This window comes from Flavobacterium sp. FG68 (assembly GCF_057808895.1).
This window is the reverse complement of sequence record NZ_JBMDIY010000013.1, coordinates 90,148-107,191: the sequence shown is the minus strand read 5'-3', so window position 1 is coordinate 107,191 and position 17,044 is coordinate 90,148. Positions and strand designations below refer to the sequence as shown.

Annotated in this window: 19 protein-coding genes; 9 read left to right on the top strand and 10 right to left on the bottom strand. The window is 33.2% G+C overall.

The features are described 5' to 3' along the window. The first annotated feature begins 278 nt into the window (after window positions 1-278). Window positions 279-1,556: a peptidase T gene (gene pepT, locus ACODSB_RS10440; protein WP_488936983.1), complete on the top strand. Its 1,278-nt coding sequence runs from the start codon at window positions 279-281 to the stop codon at window positions 1,554-1,556. A 28-nt stretch (window positions 1,557-1,584) separates the two neighbouring features. Beyond that, complete coding sequence (locus ACODSB_RS10435; protein ID WP_488936982.1) at window positions 1,585-2,145, top strand: YdeI/OmpD-associated family protein; 561 nt, start codon at window positions 1,585-1,587, stop codon at window positions 2,143-2,145. Between the two features lie 382 nt (window positions 2,146-2,527). On the opposite strand, the gene yajC is transcribed toward ACODSB_RS10435, so the two are convergent. From yajC to ACODSB_RS10420, 3 genes are all read right to left on the bottom strand, one after another. After that, entirely contained in the window at window positions 2,528-2,803 is a 276-nt protein-coding gene (gene yajC / locus ACODSB_RS10430; RefSeq protein WP_488936981.1) for a preprotein translocase subunit YajC, read from the bottom strand. A 184-nt stretch (window positions 2,804-2,987) separates the two neighbouring features. After that, a complete protein-coding gene (gene nusB, locus ACODSB_RS10425) occupies window positions 2,988-3,899 on the bottom strand; it encodes a transcription antitermination factor NusB (RefSeq protein WP_488936980.1) in 912 nt (303 codons plus the stop codon). A gap of 253 nt (window positions 3,900-4,152) precedes the next feature. Beyond that, window positions 4,153-5,259: a Glu/Leu/Phe/Val family dehydrogenase gene (locus ACODSB_RS10420; protein ID WP_488936979.1), complete on the bottom strand. Its 1,107-nt coding sequence runs from the start codon at window positions 5,257-5,259 to the stop codon at window positions 4,153-4,155. A 204-nt stretch (window positions 5,260-5,463) separates the two neighbouring features. Between ACODSB_RS10420 and ACODSB_RS10415 the strand changes: the two genes are divergently transcribed. From ACODSB_RS10415 to ACODSB_RS10400, 4 genes are all read left to right on the top strand, one after another. Continuing rightward, entirely contained in the window at window positions 5,464-7,242 is a 1,779-nt protein-coding gene (locus ACODSB_RS10415; RefSeq protein WP_488936978.1) for an ABC transporter ATP-binding protein, read from the top strand. A 69-nt stretch (window positions 7,243-7,311) separates the two neighbouring features. After that, window positions 7,312-7,680, top strand: coding sequence for a PUR family DNA/RNA-binding protein (locus ACODSB_RS10410; protein WP_053471040.1), 369 nt, complete (start codon window positions 7,312-7,314; stop codon window positions 7,678-7,680). Window positions 7,681-7,858: 178 nt separating this feature from the next. Continuing rightward, the gene (locus tag ACODSB_RS10405) at window positions 7,859-8,689 is read left to right on the top strand and encodes an alpha/beta hydrolase (protein ID WP_488936977.1); all 831 of its coding nucleotides are present in this window, start codon (window positions 7,859-7,861) and stop codon (window positions 8,687-8,689) included. A gap of 18 nt (window positions 8,690-8,707) precedes the next feature. Further along, the gene (locus ACODSB_RS10400) at window positions 8,708-9,262 is read left to right on the top strand and encodes an RBBP9/YdeN family alpha/beta hydrolase (protein WP_488936976.1); all 555 of its coding nucleotides are present in this window, start codon (window positions 8,708-8,710) and stop codon (window positions 9,260-9,262) included. A gap of 243 nt (window positions 9,263-9,505) precedes the next feature. Here the strand turns inward: ACODSB_RS10400 and ACODSB_RS10395 are convergent, their stop codons facing one another. Further along, entirely contained in the window at window positions 9,506-9,841 is a 336-nt protein-coding gene (locus ACODSB_RS10395) for a tRNA-binding protein (protein ID WP_488936975.1), read from the bottom strand. Window positions 9,842-9,969: 128 nt separating this feature from the next. Between ACODSB_RS10395 and ACODSB_RS10390 the strand changes: the two genes are divergently transcribed. The 3 genes from ACODSB_RS10390 to ACODSB_RS10380 all read left to right on the top strand — a co-directional run bounded on the left by ACODSB_RS10390 (window position 9,970) and on the right by ACODSB_RS10380 (window position 12,382). Beyond that, on the top strand, window positions 9,970-10,863 hold the full coding sequence (locus tag ACODSB_RS10390) for an alpha/beta fold hydrolase (protein WP_053471043.1): 894 nt from the start codon (window positions 9,970-9,972) through the stop codon (window positions 10,861-10,863). A 181-nt stretch (window positions 10,864-11,044) separates the two neighbouring features. Then, entirely contained in the window at window positions 11,045-11,599 is a 555-nt protein-coding gene (locus ACODSB_RS10385) for a thioredoxin family protein (protein WP_488936974.1), read from the top strand. Between the two features lie 387 nt (window positions 11,600-11,986). After that, entirely contained in the window at window positions 11,987-12,382 is a 396-nt protein-coding gene (locus tag ACODSB_RS10380) for a GreA/GreB family elongation factor (protein WP_488936973.1), read from the top strand. A gap of 106 nt (window positions 12,383-12,488) precedes the next feature. On the opposite strand, the gene ACODSB_RS10375 is transcribed toward ACODSB_RS10380, so the two are convergent. The 6 genes from ACODSB_RS10375 to ACODSB_RS10350 all read right to left on the bottom strand — a co-directional run bounded on the left by ACODSB_RS10375 (window position 12,489) and on the right by ACODSB_RS10350 (window position 17,042). Further along, window positions 12,489-12,788, bottom strand: coding sequence for a c-type cytochrome (locus tag ACODSB_RS10375; protein WP_256637332.1), 300 nt, complete (start codon window positions 12,786-12,788; stop codon window positions 12,489-12,491). A gap of 93 nt (window positions 12,789-12,881) precedes the next feature. Then, a complete protein-coding gene (locus ACODSB_RS10370; protein WP_053471046.1) occupies window positions 12,882-13,814 on the bottom strand; it encodes a peptidylprolyl isomerase in 933 nt (310 codons plus the stop codon). 42 nt (window positions 13,815-13,856) lie between these two features. After that, on the bottom strand, window positions 13,857-15,011 hold the full coding sequence (locus ACODSB_RS10365; RefSeq protein ID WP_235992151.1) for an MFS transporter: 1,155 nt from the start codon (window positions 15,009-15,011) through the stop codon (window positions 13,857-13,859). Between the two features lie 201 nt (window positions 15,012-15,212). After that, entirely contained in the window at window positions 15,213-15,560 is a 348-nt protein-coding gene (locus ACODSB_RS10360; RefSeq protein WP_256637330.1) for a cupin domain-containing protein, read from the bottom strand. Window positions 15,561-15,608: 48 nt separating this feature from the next. Further along, window positions 15,609-16,481, bottom strand: a complete 873-nt coding sequence (locus ACODSB_RS10355) for a sugar phosphate isomerase/epimerase family protein (RefSeq protein ID WP_488936972.1) — start codon at window positions 16,479-16,481, stop codon at window positions 15,609-15,611. A gap of 30 nt (window positions 16,482-16,511) precedes the next feature. Further along, complete coding sequence (locus tag ACODSB_RS10350) at window positions 16,512-17,042, bottom strand: NADPH-dependent FMN reductase (RefSeq protein ID WP_488936971.1); 531 nt, start codon at window positions 17,040-17,042, stop codon at window positions 16,512-16,514. Between the last annotated feature and the right edge of the window lie 2 nt (window positions 17,043-17,044).

Below are 17,044 nucleotides of genomic sequence, written 5' to 3'. Positions count from 1 at the left end.
ATCAAAATCTTAATATTCTTGCTACCAACCAAATATTCCTAACGGAATAATTTTTTTTAAACTGAAAAGGCTCATTCCGTTAGGAATGTCTGATTAGTAGAAATTCAATTTGTTGAAAGATATACGTTCCGTAGGAACGTTTGACTATTAGAACAGATAATTCAATAAAAAACAGGAGGCTGTCTACAAAAACGGTCTCTTTTTTTATTATTTTCGATACTAAGACCGCAAATTTACCTGCTAAAAAAAATGTCTATATTTGCTAAAAATAAAAAGAAATGCAACATATCATAGATCGTTTTATCAGTTATGTAACAATTGATACAGAATCAGATCCGAATTCAAAAACAACCCCAAGTACAGAAAAACAATGGAATCTTGCCAATAAATTAGTTGAAGAACTAAAAACAATTGGTTTAACAGATGTCACCATAGATGACAAGGCTTACATTATGGCAACTTTGCCAAGTAATGTGGATCATGAAGTCCCGACAATTGGGTTTGTTTCTCATTTTGATACTTCGCCAGACTTTAGCGGGGCAAATGTAAAACCACAGATTGTAGAGAATTACGACGGAAAAGATATTGTTTTGAATGCTGAAAAAAACATCGTTCTTTCTCCTAATTACTTTAAAGATTTATTACAATATAAAGGGCAGACAATCATTACAACCGACGGAACTACTTTGTTAGGTGCCGATGATAAAGCCGGAATTACGGAAATTGTTTCGGCAATGGAATACTTAATCCAGCATCCGGAAATTAAACACGGGAAAATCAGAATTGGTTTTACTCCCGATGAAGAAATTGGTCGCGGCGCGCATCATTTTGATGTGGAAAAATTTGGCGCTCAATGGGCTTATACCATGGACGGAAGCCAGATTGGCGAATTAGAATATGAAAATTTTAATGCTGCCGGAGCTAAAATTACTTTTAAAGGAAAAAGCGTTCATCCTGGTTATGCAAAAGGAAAAATGATCAACTCGATGTTGATTGCAAATGATTTTATCAATGAACTTCCAAAAGGTGAAACGCCTCAGGAAACAAAAGGTTACGAAGGTTTTTTTCACGTTCATCATTTAACGGGAAGTATTGAAGAAACCGTTTTAGAATTAATTATCCGCGATCATAATAAAAGCAAATTTGAAAAACGTAAAGATTTAATTGGAAAAATTGCCAAAAAAATCAATAAGAAGTTTGCGAAACAATTTGGTGAAGATATTGTAACTGCTGAAGTTAGAGATCAGTATTATAATATGAAAGAAAAAGTGCTTCCGGTAAAACATATTGTTGATATTGCCGAAAAAGCAATGCGCGAATTAAACATCAAACCAATCATAAAACCTATTCGCGGCGGTACTGACGGATCTCAATTATCATATATGGGATTACCTTGTCCGAATATTTTTGCCGGCGGACATAACTTCCACGGAAAATACGAATATGTTCCAGCAGAAAGCATTCAAAAAGCAACTGATGTTATTGTAAAAATTGCTGAACTTACAGCAATTCCGGGAATTTTTGATTCAAAAGAAAAACCTAAAAGAACAAGATAATTTGGAATCAGCTTCTGAAAATAAAGGCATGTGGAAATATAGCGGTCAATGGGAAGAGGAATTACTTCTCCTAAAAGCTATTATTGACAAAACCGAACTAAAAGAAACCACAAAATGGGGCGGTCCGGTTTATGTTTATGAGAAAAAGAATGTTATTGGTTTAGGAGGTTTTAAAGATTATTTTGCGATTTGGTTTTTTAATGGCGTTTTTCTGAAAGATGAGAAAAAGAAACTTATTAATGCGCAGGAAGAAGTTACAAAATCCCTGCGTCAATGGCGTTTTGCTTCAAAAGAGGAAATAAACGAAAAAGAAATTTTAGAATATATCTTAGAAGCTATTGAAAATGAAAAGCAGGGAAAAATCATAAAACCTTCAAAAAAAGAAGCCATAGTTTCTGAACTTCTTAATGCAGAAATGATTAAAAATCCAGCTTTGAAATCGGCTTTTGAAAAATTTAGTCCTTATAAACAATACGAGTTTTTAGAATATATTGAAACTGCGAAACAGGAAAAAACAAAACTTTCGAGAATTGAAAAAGTGATTCCGATGATTTTGGCGAATGTTGGGTTGAATGATAAATACAGGTAGTTAAATTCCAATTTTTTAAAATTCCAAATTCCATCCCGATAGCTATCGGGACTGAGCGAAGTCGAAGAGCTTTCAAACCTATACGAGACCTTTGTCAAAGTTTAAAACTTTGACAAAGGTTTTCGCATTTTTGTCATTCCGAGGAACGAGGAATCTTCGTAAGTGGCTCGACATATATCGCCAATCTTTGTAGAGTTCCTTGCGAAGATTCCTCGTTACTCGGAATGACAAGATTGCGGGTTATGCAATGCGTGATAAACATGCGTGATAAGCATCGTGAGATTGCTTCGTTCCTCGCAATGACCACACGTTTAGTATAAACAAAAAAAATCCCAAACTCCATTTGGAATTTGGGATTTAAAATATTGTAATATAAAAAAGATTAAGCTTTTTTATTCAAAGCAACGCTTAATTCTAAAGAAATAGCTGAACGCTCTAATTTTAATTTTCCTGACATAGTTTCGATTACAACAGTAGTTTCTGCTAATTCAGCAATTTTACCGTGGAAACCACTTTTAGTAACTATTTTATCACCTACTTTTAGGCTGCTTTCAAATTCTTTTTCGTTTTTTGCTCTTTTTTGCTGTGGTCTGATCATGAAGAAATAGATTACCACAAACATTAATAGAAATGGCGCAAATTGAGTTAATTGTCCCATAATTTAAATTCTGTTTTTGATTTATTATTAATATTTTTTTCTCTTCGACTTCGCTCAGAGTGACATTATTTTTTATTCAACTTTGTTCGATTCTAATCCGTCTTGGAATGCTCTTCGACTTCGCTCAGTCCCGATAGCTATCGGGATGGAATTTGGAATTTTAAAATTTGATTATTCTAAAATTTTACATTAACCCTCTACCAACTTTTACCATCTTTTTATTAGCGGTAAGTTCTTTTACAAGGTTATCTAAAATTCCGTTGATAAAAATACTACTTTTTGGTGTAGAATACTCTTTTGCAATTTCTAAATATTCGTTAAGAGTTACTTTTACAGGAATTGAAGGGAATTTCAAGAATTCGCAAATCGCCATTTTCAGGATAATCGTATCGATTTCTGCAATCCTTTCACTGTCCCAGTTTGGCGTTTTATCGTCATATTCTTTTGCTAAAACAGCTTCGTTTAAAACTGTTCTTCTAAATAAATCTTTAGCAAAATCTTTATCTTCAATATCTTTGTACAATTTAGGAACTCTAAAATCGTCTGGATCTTCGGTTTTAATTGCTTTTAATTGTTTAATGATATGCGTATTTACAACCGGAATATCATCAACCCAAGTCAATTTATCATCTTCTAAATACTCGTATAATTTGTCGTTTGGAACAATAACCTCAGCAAATAAATCAGCAATAAATTGTTTGTCTTCTTCAAAAGTATTGACATTATTGCTCATGTATTTTTTATACAAATCACTTGCTTTAATATCATTTAAAAGCAAAATAATGTAATCGTCGTTTAATGACCAGTTGTTGATTTTACGATTTTCTAAAGCAATGCTTAGGGAATTACTTTCGGCAAGAAGCTGAAAGATTTTGTTTTTGATGAACTTTTCGTTCGGGTTACGTTCTGCTGCAGTAGCAAGATGTTTTTTGCTTGACAGATGCAAGAATACAGATTCTTTTTTGCAAATTTCAATCAATGAAGAAAGCATTATAAGATATAAGTCCTGAATATTATCAATACTGTAAAAAAGAAACTTCTCTTCTTTTTCCATATTATCAGAACCGCTTTGGTGCATTGCATAAATGGATTGCATGACTTTAACGCGTATGTGTCTTCTATTTACCACCTTGTAAGAACATTTAAAAATTAGTCTGCAAAAGTATAACTTTTAAGGCATATTTTAAAATTAATTCGCAAAAAAGTCATGGTTTTAGTGGTCTGTTGCAGTTCAGTGATCAGTTTTCAGGATTTAGTGATCAGTTGAAATATATATAGAAAAAAAATCTCAGTTTACAGACCAAACTGTAAACTGAGACTGAATACTATAACTGAACACTAAACACTAATTATTTCTTAGCGTTTTCAATTTTTCTCGCATCGATACGATTTTGAGCAATTGTAAGTGCAGCTTTGTGAGTTGTCATACCGTTTTTCACAGCATAATCGATAATTTCTAAAGTAGTATTGTAGATGTTTTCGGTTTTAGCCATGATTTCAGCTTTACCATAATGCTCTAATTCAGCATAAACATTGATGATTCCACCAGCGTTGATCAAGAAATCAGGAGCATATAAAATTCCTCTTTCCTGTAATCTTGCACCGTGAACATTTTCATCCGCTAATTGGTTATTTGCTGCTCCAGCAATAACTTTAGCTTTAATTTTGTTTACTGTATCATCATTAATTGTTGCTCCCATTGCACAAGGCGCATAGATATCAACATCTGCTGTATATAAATCTTCACCAGTATAAATTGTTGCATTGTATTTTGATGCAACCTGATATAATTTTTCTTCATTAATATCAGTAATTGTTACCTGTGCTCCTTCTTTAGTTAAATACTCAACCAGAGTTTCACCAACGTGGCCAATTCCCTGAACCAAAACTTTTTTACCATCAAGAACATCAGAACCAAACTGACTTTTAGCAGCAGCTTTCATTCCTAAATAAACTCCGTAAGCTGTTACAGGAGAAGGATTTCCAGATCCGCCTCTTTCTTCAGAGATTCCGGTAACGTAAGGCGTTACGTCTCTTACAGTGTCCATGTCTTTAGTTTCCATTCCAACATCTTCAGCTGTAATATATCTTCCGCTTAAAGAGTGAACAAACTCACCAAACTTACGCATTAATTCAGGAGTTTTCTGCGTTTTAGCATCACCAATAATTACTGCTTTTCCACCACCAATATTTAAACCGGTAATTGCAGATTTATAAGTCATACCTCTTGAAAGACGCAAAACATCGTTTAATGCTTCCCATTCCGTATTGTAATTCCACATTCTAGTACCTCCTAAAGCTGGCCCCATAACTGAATTATGAATACCAATAATTGCTTTTAAACCTGTATCTTTGTCATTGCAAAATACAATTTGTTCGTGATCGTCAAAAGATAATTGACCAAAAACAGGATCCATTTTTTGAAGTTCCTTTCCAGTTGCGAAAGTTGCATCCATAGCGTTACTATTTAGTTGTTTAAAATTATGAATTTGTCAAAAAGACAACTCAAACATAAACAAAAAATATACATGTGCTAATTTTTTATCTTTAAAATAACAATTATACAAAATATTTATTTTGATTAGATTGCATTTTATTATACTTTTAATTAAGAATAATTCATAAAATTAAATCAAGTCAATATTGAATCTCTTAAAAAAATGAAAGAATTAAGCTATTTAAACAAATATTTCATTAAATATAAATTCAGTTTTTCCTTCGGAATTTTAATCACCATAATCGCACAAATATTCTTTTTATTTACTCCAAAGCTGGTTAGCCATTCTTTTGACGTTATCGAAAAGTTTTTAAAACTATCAGATGCCGATAAAAAATCTTCTATGCTTGTAGACTTTTATCAGCAGGAATTAATTCATAACGTGCTCTTAATCACCGGAAGTGCAATTGTTGGAGGATTCTTAACTTTTTTAATGCGCCAGACTTTAATCGTAATGTCACGCCATATTGAGTTTGATTTAAAAAATGAGGTTTTTAGGCAATACGAAAACCTTTCTCAAAATTTCTACAAACAAAACCGTACGGGAGATTTAATGAACAGAATTAGTGAAGACGTTTCTAAAGTTCGTATGTATGTAGGCCCGGCGGTAATGTATACTATAAACACGTTCATTCGTTTTGCCATCGTATTATTATATATGTATAATGTTTCGCCTTTGCTGACTTTATATACAATTTTACCATTGCCAATTTTGTCTTATTGTATTTTCAAATTAAGTTCAGAAATCAATAAACGAAGCACTACTTTTCAACAGTATTTATCTAAGGTTTCGAGTTTTACACAGGAAATATTTTCAGGAATAAGAGTTATAAAAGCTTATTCTTTAGAAAATCAGCATCAAAATAATATGGTAAATCTTTCGGATGAAAGTAAACGCAAGAGTTTAGATTTAGCCAAAGTTCAGTCGCTGTTTGGACCTTTGATGATTGCCCTTATCGGAATCAGTAATTTAGTTGTAATTTACTTTGGAGGCGTAATGTACATCAACGGAACGATTCCGAATATTGGTACAATTGCCGAATTTATTTTATATGTAAACATGTTAACCTGGCCTGTAGCTTCTCTTGGATGGGTTTCTTCTATGGTTCAGGAAGCAGAGGCTTCTCAAAAGCGTTTAAATGAATTTTTGAAAATTGAACCAGAGATTAAAAACAACAATCAAAATTCATCAGATATACAAGGTTCAATTGCTTTTGAAAATGTAAGCTATACGTATGAAGATACTAATATTGAAGCTTTAAAAAATGTAAGTTTCACGGTAAAAAAAGGAGAAACACTTGCCATTTTAGGAAAAACAGGTTCCGGAAAATCTACTATTTTATCTCTAATTTCCCGTCTTTATGATGTTACCGATGGAAGAATTACAATTGATCAAAACGAAATCAGTTCTTTAAATTTAAATGATTTAAGAAACAGCATCGGAATTGTTCCTCAGGATGCTTTTTTGTTTTCGGATACTATTAAAAATAACATCAAATTCGGAAACCAAAATGCTACTGACGAAGAAGTTATTGAAGCTGCAAAAAATGCTGTAGTTCATGATAATATCATCGCTTTTAACAAACAATACGACACTATTTTAGGAGAAAGAGGAATTACGCTTTCGGGCGGACAAAAACAGCGTGTATCGATCGCGAGAGCGATTATAAAAAATCCGGCGATTTTACTTTTTGATGATTGTTTGTCTGCCGTTGATACCGAAACTGAGGAAACAATCCTACATAATTTGTTTGAAATTTGTAAGGATAAAACTACCATAATTATCAGTCACCGAGTGTCGTCTGCCAAAAACGCTGATAAAATCATTATTTTAGAAGATGGCGAAATCATTCAACAAGGCTCTCATAATCAATTAATAAATCAGGAAGGTTACTACGCATCGTTATATTTAAAACAACTTTCGGAAAAAGAATTACTTTAATTGTTGCGTAATAGATAAATTTTTATGATTTTTGAGTACTATTAATTACCAAAAATGATAGAACGTATTATGAGAGAAAATGACATGTTAGAAAAAGAAGAGATTTTTTCTAAAGTATTACGAGCAGGAAGAAGAACTTATTTCTTTGATGTGAGAGCTACTAAAGCTGACGATTATTATATTACGATTACCGAAAGCAAAAAGTTTACAGAAGAAGATGGTTCTTTTCACTTTAAAAAACACAAAATTTATTTATACAAAGAAGATTTTAGTGCTTTTGCCGAAATACTAGAAGAAATGACTTCATACGTTTTGAACCACAAAGGTGAAGAAGTAATCTCTGAAAGACATCAAAAAGATTTTAAAAAAGAATACGGTTCTGATAAAGCTGAAACACCAAGATCTAGCTTTACTGATATTGATTTTGACGATATTTAATCTTATATAACTTTTCTAAAAGTTCAAGTCCAATATGTGCAGCATTTTTGGACTTTTTTTATATATTTAAGTTCTCGATTTTAGATTGTAGACTGTAGATTTTAGATTTTTATATTTTGGAATTTGGAATTTAAAATTTGGAATTTAAGATTATTAAATGCAATTCAACTATTTTCAAATGAAAAAATTACTTTTCTTATTTAGTTTCATTTTTATTACATTTTCAGCGTCTGCTCAAAAAACAGAATATGAAACAAAATCAAACATTCAATATTATTCTTCAGAAATAAATAAATCCGATAGTTACATTAACGAAAGATGTGTTCTGGATATTTATTATCCAAAAAACACAAAAGGCTTTGCTACAATTGTCTGGTTTCATGGCGGAGGTTTAACGGGCGGAAATAAAGAAATTCCCGAAGCTTTAAAAAATAAAGGTTTTGCCATTATTGGTGTAAATTACAGATTGTCTCCAAAAGCAAAAACGGTAAAAGCGATTGAAGATGCGGCGGCGGCTGTTGCCTGGGCATTTAATAATATCAGCAATTATGGCGGTGATTCTTCTTTAATATTTCTTTCTGGTCATTCTGCCGGAGGATATTTAGATATGATGGTTGGTCTAGATAAAAAATGGCTGCAAAAAGAAGGAATTGATGCTAATAAAATTGCCGGACTTATCCCGTTTAGCGGACAATGTATTACGCATTTTGAAGTTAGAAGAGAAAATGGAATTCCGGAAAAACAACCTACAATTGATGCTTTTGCGCCTTTGTATCACGTTCGCGCCGATGCTCCGCCCCTTTTATTGATTACTGGGGATCGTGAACTTGAAATGTTGGGCCGATATGAAGAAAACGCATACATGGCAAGAATGATGAAATTAGTTGGACATACACAGACTAAACTTTACGAATTAGATGGCTACGGTCACGGAATGACTGAACCTGGTTTTCCGTTATTGGTAAACGAAGTCAACCGAATTTTAAAAGAAAAACAAACTAAGAAATAAACATATAATTCCACGGCAATGGAAACACAACTTTTAATTTTACCGGGATTAGGAAATTCCGGAGAGAAACACTGGCAGACCTTTTGGCATGAAAAATTTAAAAATTCAATTCGTTTGGTTCAGGACAATTGGGACGAACCTGTTCGAGAAGATTGGATTGCTCGCTTAAACGAAGCTGTTTCTAAACTAGAAAGCCCAACGATTTTAGTAGCTCACAGCCTTGCCGTTTCATTAGTGTTACATTGGGCAGAAAGTAATTCGAATAAAAATATTATTGGTGCTTTATTAGTCGCTCCCGCCGATGTTGATTCACCAGAACATACTCCAGATATTATTAGAAATTTTTCTCCAATGCCGCTTTATAAATTGCCTTTTCCATCGATTGTTGTGGCGAGTGAAAATGATCCGTATGCTTTATTTGAAAGAAAACAATATTTTGCAGAAAAATGGGGAAGTGATTTCGTAAACGTTGGTGAACAAGGCCATATTAACTCTGACTCTGATTTAAGATATTGGGAAGAAGGGCAGTTGATTTTACAACAATTAATTGCAAAAATAAATACTACAAACTAATGTTTTGTAAGCAAATTTAACCGCAAAGCACGCAAAGGTATTACGCAAAGTTCACAAAGTTTTTTTTATTAAAAGCTTGCGAAATCTTTGATTTATTAAAGGTCACAAAGCTGGAGTTAAAAAATAATTAGTGTAAATTCGTGCAATTCGTGGCAAAAAATTAACCACAAAATCAAAAATCCTTTTTAATCTGTGTAATCTGTGGCAAACTGAAAACTGCGACTGCGACTGAAAACTAAAAAACTACCCTATTCGAAGCCCATTTGGTATTTTAAAATCAGGAGCTAGTAAAATAACATCTCCCTCCTCGCCTACAGCACCAAGAACAAGACATTCGCTCATAAATTTTCCGATTTGTTTTTTGGGGAAATTTACAACCGCGACAATTTGTCTGTTTAGTAAATCTTCTTTTTTGTATCGTTTTGTAATTTGTGCAGATGATTTTCTGATACCTATTTCGGCACCAAAATCTATTGTTAATTGAAAAGCAGGTTTTCTGGCTTCGGGAAAATCATTTACTTCGATGATAGTTCCTACACGCATATCTGTTCTTTCGAATTCGTTCCAGGCTAAATCCATTTTGAAAATTGTTTATTTACAAACCTATAAATTTTGTAAGTAATACAACTAATTCTATAACCTATTTTTTTATACTAGGTTTAATTTTACTACACATGCATTAGTAACTAATTAGTAAAAATATAAAAATGGAAAATAGTGTAATAAATGCCAATCCAACTCTAAGGGATTTAGATTTTGATATTCATCAATTAAATACAGATAAATTCATTGAAACTGCCAAAAACGTAAAGCTTTATGTAAAAGATTACGGAAAAGGAAAACCAGTTATTTTAATTCACGGATGGCCGCTTTCTAACGAAATGTGGGAATATCAGGTTGAATATTTGGTTAAAAATAATTACCGTGTAATTGCCTATGACCGCCGTGGTTTTGGTAAATCGTCACAACCGTGGGAAGGTTATGATTATGATACTTTAACGGATGATTTGAGCGAAATTATAAACCAGCTGGAATTAGAGAATGTAACTTTGGTTGGATTTTCTATGGGTGGCGGTGAAGTGGTTCGTTATTTTAGCAGATATCAGGGAAAAGGTGTTGCAAAAGCCGCTTTGATTTCGTCGATTATTCCTTTTTTATTAAAAACAGAAGATAATCCAGACGGACATCCAAGAGAAAAAAGTGAAACTACCGCAGCAGCAATCAAGGAAGACAGAATTGGATTTGTTGATAATTTTGGTAAGACATTCTTTGGCGTAAATATTATCAATAAACCGTTAAGCACAGCTTTATTAGAATATTACAGAATGCTTTGTTCTTTTGCTTCTCCACACGCAACTTTAAAATGTGCCGAATCTTTTTCTTTTACTGATTTTAGAGACGAATTAAGTACTATAACAGTTCCAACTTTAATTATTCACGGAAATGACGATAAAATTGTTCCTATCGATTTAACGTCTAAAAAAGCTTCTGAAGCTATTGCAAATAATACATACATTATTTACGAAGGCGCTCCGCATGGTTTGTTTTATACAGACAGAGACAAATTAAACGAAGATTTACTTGAATTTTTAAATTCATAAAAATAATATGGCCACAGATTTCACGGATTAAACGGATTTTCACAGATTAAAATTAAATAATCAGTTTAATCCGTAAAATCTGTGGGCTAAATAAATACTGTTAAGTATACACAACAATTCTTCTTGTGCTCTTTTTTATACAGAATTTAAAGGCTATTTTTGAGTATTAATTTCTGTAAAAATGGCACGTACTCCTTCAAATATGATTCCGCTTGGGACAATTGCTCCAGAATTTTATCTAAAAGATACAAATTCGAATCACACTTATTCGTTTGAAGATTTAAAAGGTTCAAAAGGTACGCTTGTTATTTTTATGTGCAATCATTGTCCCTTTGTAATTCACGTTATTAATGAAATCGTGATGATCTCTAATGATTATCGTGTTCAGGGACTTGGCATTATTGCTATTTCAAGCAATGATGTTGTAAAATATCCGCAGGATTCTCCAGAATTAATGACTGATTTTGCTTTACAGCATAAAATTGATTTCCCTTACTTATTTGATGAAACACAGGAAACAGCAAAAGCATACGATGCAGCCTGCACGCCCGATTTCTATTTATTCGACAATCAGGATAAATTGTTTTACAGAGGACAGCTTGATGATTCAAGACCCGGAAACGGGATTCCGTTAAGCGGAACTGATTTAAGAAACGCAATTGATGCCTTAATTTACAACCGAACCTTGAATGAAATTCAGAAGCCAAGCATTGGGTGTAATATCAAATGGAAATAAAATTTGTAAGAATCAGAAAACTTTACCTATCTTTGCAGATCATAATTAAAATCACTCATTGTGAACACTATAACAATATCTACAGTTTTTAGACCTGCGTTTTCTTGTAAGATAAAATCGCTTTCGGCTGTATTTATTTCACATAGTAAGGCCTTTATTAATTAGGCCTCCGTCTATTTCAATTCTTCTTTCAGGCGGAGGATTTACATCGATTTAAACATTTACTTATTTGACAAAATTTAAGTTTTGGTCAGATACTTTTTTGTTTTTCAAACTAAATACTTTACACGCTTGTCTTTTTTTAAACAAGCTGAGCGACAACTCGCTTTAGAAAGCATAAAAGAAGAAAAATCATTCAAATTCAATAACAATAAATTCAATATAGATATGAAACCAACACCCACTTTCTGTAAATCAGATTATCAATTTTTAAGGGAATTGATTTTAAAAAGTAAAAATTCGACAAATACTAAAGAAGCTAATCAGCTTTCGCAAGAATTAGACCGCGCTGTAATAAGCAAGGAAAGCGAACTCGACAACTCTGTTATCAGAATAAATTCTGTTGTAACAATTGAAGATGTAATAGCGAAGAAGCAAATGAAAATTCAAATTGTTTTACCTTCATCTGCTGATATAAAGCAATCAAAAATTTCAATTCTGGCACCTTTAAGTGTTGCTATTATTGGTTTTAAAGAAAATGACGAAGTTGACTGGGAAATGCCGGCTGGTATCAAAACTTTAAAAATTATCGCGGTAGACAATACGGCTGTACATCATTCCTAACTTTTTAAACACCTCATTTTGTGAAGGTGTTTTTTTATATCTATTTGAAAACAAAAAACCTGTTCAAATTATTGAACAGGTTTTTTGTTTTTTTTCTAAATACAAATTATAATTGCGAATGAATGTAATCTGTAATTGATGCCATTTGGGTTTCGTCCAGCTTCGCTTTTTTGCCCATTCTAACCAAAATTGGTCCCCATTCTTCTTTTGTATATTTCTTTGGATCTTTCAATTTGTGGCATTTTGCGCAATTGTTTTCATACAAATCTCTACCTGCTTCTAATTCAGGAGTTAATGCCACTGTTTTTGCAGGTTCGGGAGGAGCAGCTGCAACAGCTGGTGTTTTTTGAGTTCCGCAGGAAACTGCAAATAGAGCAAGTGCTGCAAGGATTAAAATATTTTTCATTGTCTCTGGTTTTTATAGTAAATATAAAAAAAATCCCATTCGGCTTGCGAATGGGATTGCTATTTAAAACAATACTAAATTGCTTGTAAATCCTTATTTTACGTCCATTAATTCAACGTCAAAAATCAAAGTTGCATTTGGCGGGATAACTCCTCCAGCTCCAGATGGACCGTAAGCTAAATCAGATGGAATTACAAAACGAGCTTTGTCTCCAACTTGTAATAAAGCAATACCTTCGTCCCATCCTTCGATAACTTGTCCAACTCCTAATTTAAATTCGATTGGTTTTTTACGTGGGTAAGATGAATCAAAAACTTTTCCGTTTTCTAAAGATCCTTCGTAGTGTACAGAAACTGTTTTTCCAGCTTCAGCTCTTTTACCTTCACCTTTTTGGATCATTTTGTAACGTAAACCGCTTTCTGTTTTATCAAAACCAGCAGCAAGTTGTTCCATTTTTGCTTCAGATTCTGCTTTTAAAGCCGCTTCACGTTTAAGGCGAGCACCTTTTAAACCAATAAAAGCTTCAATAGCATTCCATTTTTGAGCTTCTTCTCCAACTCTGATGATTTCTAAAGTCTCTAAAGCATCACCTTGTGCTACAGCATCAACTACATCTTGTCCTTCTACAACGTGACCAAAAACACTATGTTTTCCGTCTAACCAAGGAGTTGGAACGTGTGTAATAAAAAATTGAGAACCATTACTTCCAGGTCCTGAATTTGCCATAGATAAAACTCCCGGACGATCGTGTTTTAAACTTGGATCAAATTCATCATCAAATTTATACCCCGGATCTCCAGTTCCAGTTCCTTTAGGACATCCACCCTGAATCATAAAATCAGGAATTACTCTGTGAAAGTTTAATCCATCGTAGAATTTTTGTCCTTGAGGTTTTACTTTATTTTCCATATTTCCTTCTGCAAGAGCTACAAAATTCCCTACGGTTCCTGGTGTTAAGTCGTGTGTAAGTTTAACTAAAATCGAACCTTTGCTTGTGTTGAATTTAGCGTATATTCCGTTTTCCATGTTGTTATTTTTTAATTGAACGCAAATTTACAAATTAATTTCTTAATCAATTTGCGCTTTTTGTTTTTTAGATTTTGATTTATAAGTAAGTCCGTAAACGGTTAATGACAGTGCAGATAAAACCATACAGCCAATTGTTACAGCGTGCCATCCGCCCAGTTTCCACAATAATAATCCGTATGCAGATCCGGCAGCAGTTCCTAAAAAGCTAAACGACATAAAGACTGTATTTAGTCTGTTTCTTGCTTCTGGCAATAATGAATACACTCTGGTTTGGTTTGAAATATGAACGCCCTGGATTCCGATATCAATAAAGACAATTCCTATCGCAATTCCGATTACGCTTTCTATTGAAAAATAGAAAATCAAGAAACTTATCAGGATTAATAAGCAGCCATAACCAACTGCAATTCTCGAATTTCCTTTATCGCCGATTTTCCCAACCAAAGGCGCTGCCAAAGCTCCGGAAGCACCAACAATTCCGAATAAACCAATTGTGGCACTGTTAAAATGAAACGGTTCTCCGGAAAGCAATAAAACCATAGTAGTCCAGAAAGCTCCAAACTGAGCAAAACTGAAAACGTTGATTGCCGTAGCTTCACGCAAAACAGGCTGTGTTTTTATAAGTGTAAATAAAGACTGGATTAATTGCCCGTAAGTTCCCTGAAACTGAGGTTTATTTACTGGAAATTTACTCTGAATGACAAAAAAGATTAAAAGACAAATTCCGGCGGCGATATAAAACATCGATCTCCAGCCTAGAACTTCTCCAATAAAACCGCTTAAAGTTCTGGAAAGCAAAATCCCTACCAATAAACCGCTCATAATGGTTCCGATAACTTTTCCTCGCTGTTCAGGTGTACTTAAGGAAGCGGCTAAAGGCAAAATAAGCTGCGGCACGATCGAAGTGATTCCGATTAATAAAGAAGCAATTTGTAAAATAAGAAAACTTTTTGCCGTTGCCGCAATAAGCAACGCAATTACAGAGGCAAAAGTGGTGATTAAAATTTGCTTTTTTCGTTCTAATTTATCACCAAGCGGCACCATAAAAAACAACCCAATAGCATAACCTGCTTGAGTTAAATACGTTATAGTTCCGGCGCTGGCTTCTGGAATTTTAAATTCGTTGGCAATTAAAACAATTAAAGGCTGGCAGTAATAAAGATTTGCAACTATAAGACCAGTGCAAACTGCCATAAACAGGACGTTGGTTTTAGATAAATTCATTTTGCAAAAATACCATCAATATTTATAATTAAAGTTATTTTTTTTATAAAATCTGCGTAAATCTGCGTCTTCGCGATAGCGAATCCGTTTAATCTGCGTCAATTTTTAGAACGCGGATGACGCAGATTCGCTATCGCAAAGACGCGTATATTTACTGATTTTCTTTATAATTTATTTTAAGAAATCTTCTCTTGCGGGGCTAAAAACGTCTGTAAGCATTCCGCTTTCTAAACAAACAACTCCATGAATTGCGTGAGGCGGAATATAAAAACTATCGCCTTCTTTTAATGTTTGTGTAACGCCGCTTATGGTTACATCAAATTTTCCGCTTGCGATATACGTTACCTGAGAATGATAATGTTCATGTAAAACGCCAATTCCTCCAGTTTCAAAATGAACATTTACAAGCATAACCTTATCATCAAAAGCCAGGATTTTACGCTTGATTCCTTCACCAACTACTTCCCACTCTATTTCTTCTCCTTTTATAAACTCTTTACTTGTTTTGATATTCTGCATGATTTTTAAATTTATTCTTACAAAAATAAGACTTTTTTATGATTGGATTTAAATCAATTCTTTTGAAATAAAATCAGAGCTTGTTTTAATGGACTGAAAAGAATCTCCAGCATAATTATTTTCCTGCTCAACAAAAAAGTGAATCATTCCGGATTGTTTTGCCTCTTTAAAGAAAGGTTTAAAATCAATTGATCCTGAACCAATTTCTGTATTTAAAGCCGGATTTGTTTTATCCATATCTTTTACATGCCACATTTTAAAACGGCCCGGATTTTCTTTAAATAATTTTAGCGGATCATTTCCTGAACGAACTACCCAATATAAATCTAGTTCAAAATAAACCAGGTTTTTATCAGTTTCATATAATAAGATTTCATAACCCGTAACGCCATCATGTTTTTGAAATTCGAAATCATGATTGTGATACGCTAATTTTAACCCTGCTTCTTTGCACATTTTTGCAGCCTGATTCAAACGCTGTGCGATCTTTTTATAATCATCGATACTTTTTCTAAAAGGTTCGTCGATCCACGGAACGGTTAAAAATTCGTTTTTTAAAATCTTTGCAGCTTCAATTGCAGCAATTAATTCCGCTGTATTTCCGTCATATAAATAGCTTCCTAAATTATAATGTCCGCTAACTGCTTTTAATTTATTATCGTCCAATATTTTTTTCAATTCAACTGGAGACAATCCCCAAAACTGATCTTTAATAGAAAAACCATATGTTTCTACATTTGTATATCCTGATGCAGCAACTTTTTCTAAAGTCTGTTTTACATTTTTCGGAAGTTCCTCACGCAATGTATATAACTGCAAACCAATTTCTTTTTTATTCATAGAAAATGCTAATGACGGTAAAGCCAGAACAGCCGTAGCAGCCAGACTTGTGTTTATAATAAAGTTTCTTCTTGTAACCATTTTAATCTGAATTTTAGAAAAGTAAATCTACTATAAAAATTGATTCTCAAAATTATTTATAAAGTTTTGAAGCGCAATTTCTGTTTCTTCGTTTGTAATTTTTCCTTCAGCATCTATTTTTCCGCGAATGCCCTGAATCAAAAGCTGTGTATTATCATCGAATTTAGCTTCAAGGGTTTTCATAATTAATAAAAGCTGTTCATGTCCCATTTCTCCAGAAGCAGAAGCCGTAATTAATCCGACTTTTTTATTCGAGAAAATAGTGGTCGACACGCACCATTCTAAAGCATTTTTTAAACTTCCGGGCAGGCTAAAAACATATTCCGGAGTGCAGATTATAATTCCGTCGGCCTCCATTATTTTATTTCTGAACAAACTAATTTCTTCCGGCGGATTCTCTGTATCTAAATCTGGATTAAAATACGGAATTTGATCTAAATCTTCAAAAATCTCAACTTCAAAATCTGATTTTATATGTTCTGAAATATATTTTAGAATTTTATAATTACTTGAATTTTTCCTCGTACTGCCTGTTATGGCAACTATTTTTATCGTTTTCATTT

Bases quoted from the DNA above. Each gene is read 5' to 3' on its own strand.
- pepT (WP_488936983.1), top strand. From the start codon at position 279: ATGCAACATATCATAGATCGTTTTATCAGTTATGTAACAATTGATACA.
- ACODSB_RS10435 (WP_488936982.1), top strand. From the start codon at position 1,585: ATGTGGAAATATAGCGGTCAATGGGAAGAGGAATTACTTCTCCTAAAA.
- yajC (WP_488936981.1), bottom strand. From the start codon at position 2,803: ATGGGACAATTAACTCAATTTGCGCCATTTCTATTAATGTTTGTGGTA.
- nusB (WP_488936980.1), bottom strand. From the start codon at position 3,899: ATGCAATCCATTTATGCAATGCACCAAAGCGGTTCTGATAATATGGAA.
- ACODSB_RS10420 (WP_488936979.1), bottom strand. From the start codon at position 5,259: ATGGATGCAACTTTCGCAACTGGAAAGGAACTTCAAAAAATGGATCCT.
- ACODSB_RS10415 (WP_488936978.1), top strand. From the start codon at position 5,464: ATGAAAGAATTAAGCTATTTAAACAAATATTTCATTAAATATAAATTC.
- ACODSB_RS10410 (WP_053471040.1), top strand. From the start codon at position 7,312: ATGAGAGAAAATGACATGTTAGAAAAAGAAGAGATTTTTTCTAAAGTA.
- ACODSB_RS10405 (WP_488936977.1), top strand. From the start codon at position 7,859: ATGAAAAAATTACTTTTCTTATTTAGTTTCATTTTTATTACATTTTCA.
- ACODSB_RS10400 (WP_488936976.1), top strand. From the start codon at position 8,708: ATGGAAACACAACTTTTAATTTTACCGGGATTAGGAAATTCCGGAGAG.
- ACODSB_RS10395 (WP_488936975.1), bottom strand. From the start codon at position 9,841: ATGGATTTAGCCTGGAACGAATTCGAAAGAACAGATATGCGTGTAGGA.
- ACODSB_RS10390 (WP_053471043.1), top strand. From the start codon at position 9,970: ATGGAAAATAGTGTAATAAATGCCAATCCAACTCTAAGGGATTTAGAT.
- ACODSB_RS10385 (WP_488936974.1), top strand. From the start codon at position 11,045: ATGGCACGTACTCCTTCAAATATGATTCCGCTTGGGACAATTGCTCCA.
- ACODSB_RS10380 (WP_488936973.1), top strand. From the start codon at position 11,987: ATGAAACCAACACCCACTTTCTGTAAATCAGATTATCAATTTTTAAGG.
- ACODSB_RS10375 (WP_256637332.1), bottom strand. From the start codon at position 12,788: ATGAAAAATATTTTAATCCTTGCAGCACTTGCTCTATTTGCAGTTTCC.
- ACODSB_RS10370 (WP_053471046.1), bottom strand. From the start codon at position 13,814: ATGGAAAACGGAATATACGCTAAATTCAACACAAGCAAAGGTTCGATT.
- ACODSB_RS10365 (WP_235992151.1), bottom strand. From the start codon at position 15,011: ATGGCAGTTTGCACTGGTCTTATAGTTGCAAATCTTTATTACTGCCAG.
- ACODSB_RS10360 (WP_256637330.1), bottom strand. From the start codon at position 15,560: ATGCAGAATATCAAAACAAGTAAAGAGTTTATAAAAGGAGAAGAAATA.
- ACODSB_RS10355 (WP_488936972.1), bottom strand. From the start codon at position 16,481: ATGGTTACAAGAAGAAACTTTATTATAAACACAAGTCTGGCTGCTACG.
- ACODSB_RS10350 (WP_488936971.1), bottom strand. From the start codon at position 17,042: ATGAAAACGATAAAAATAGTTGCCATAACAGGCAGTACGAGGAAAAAT.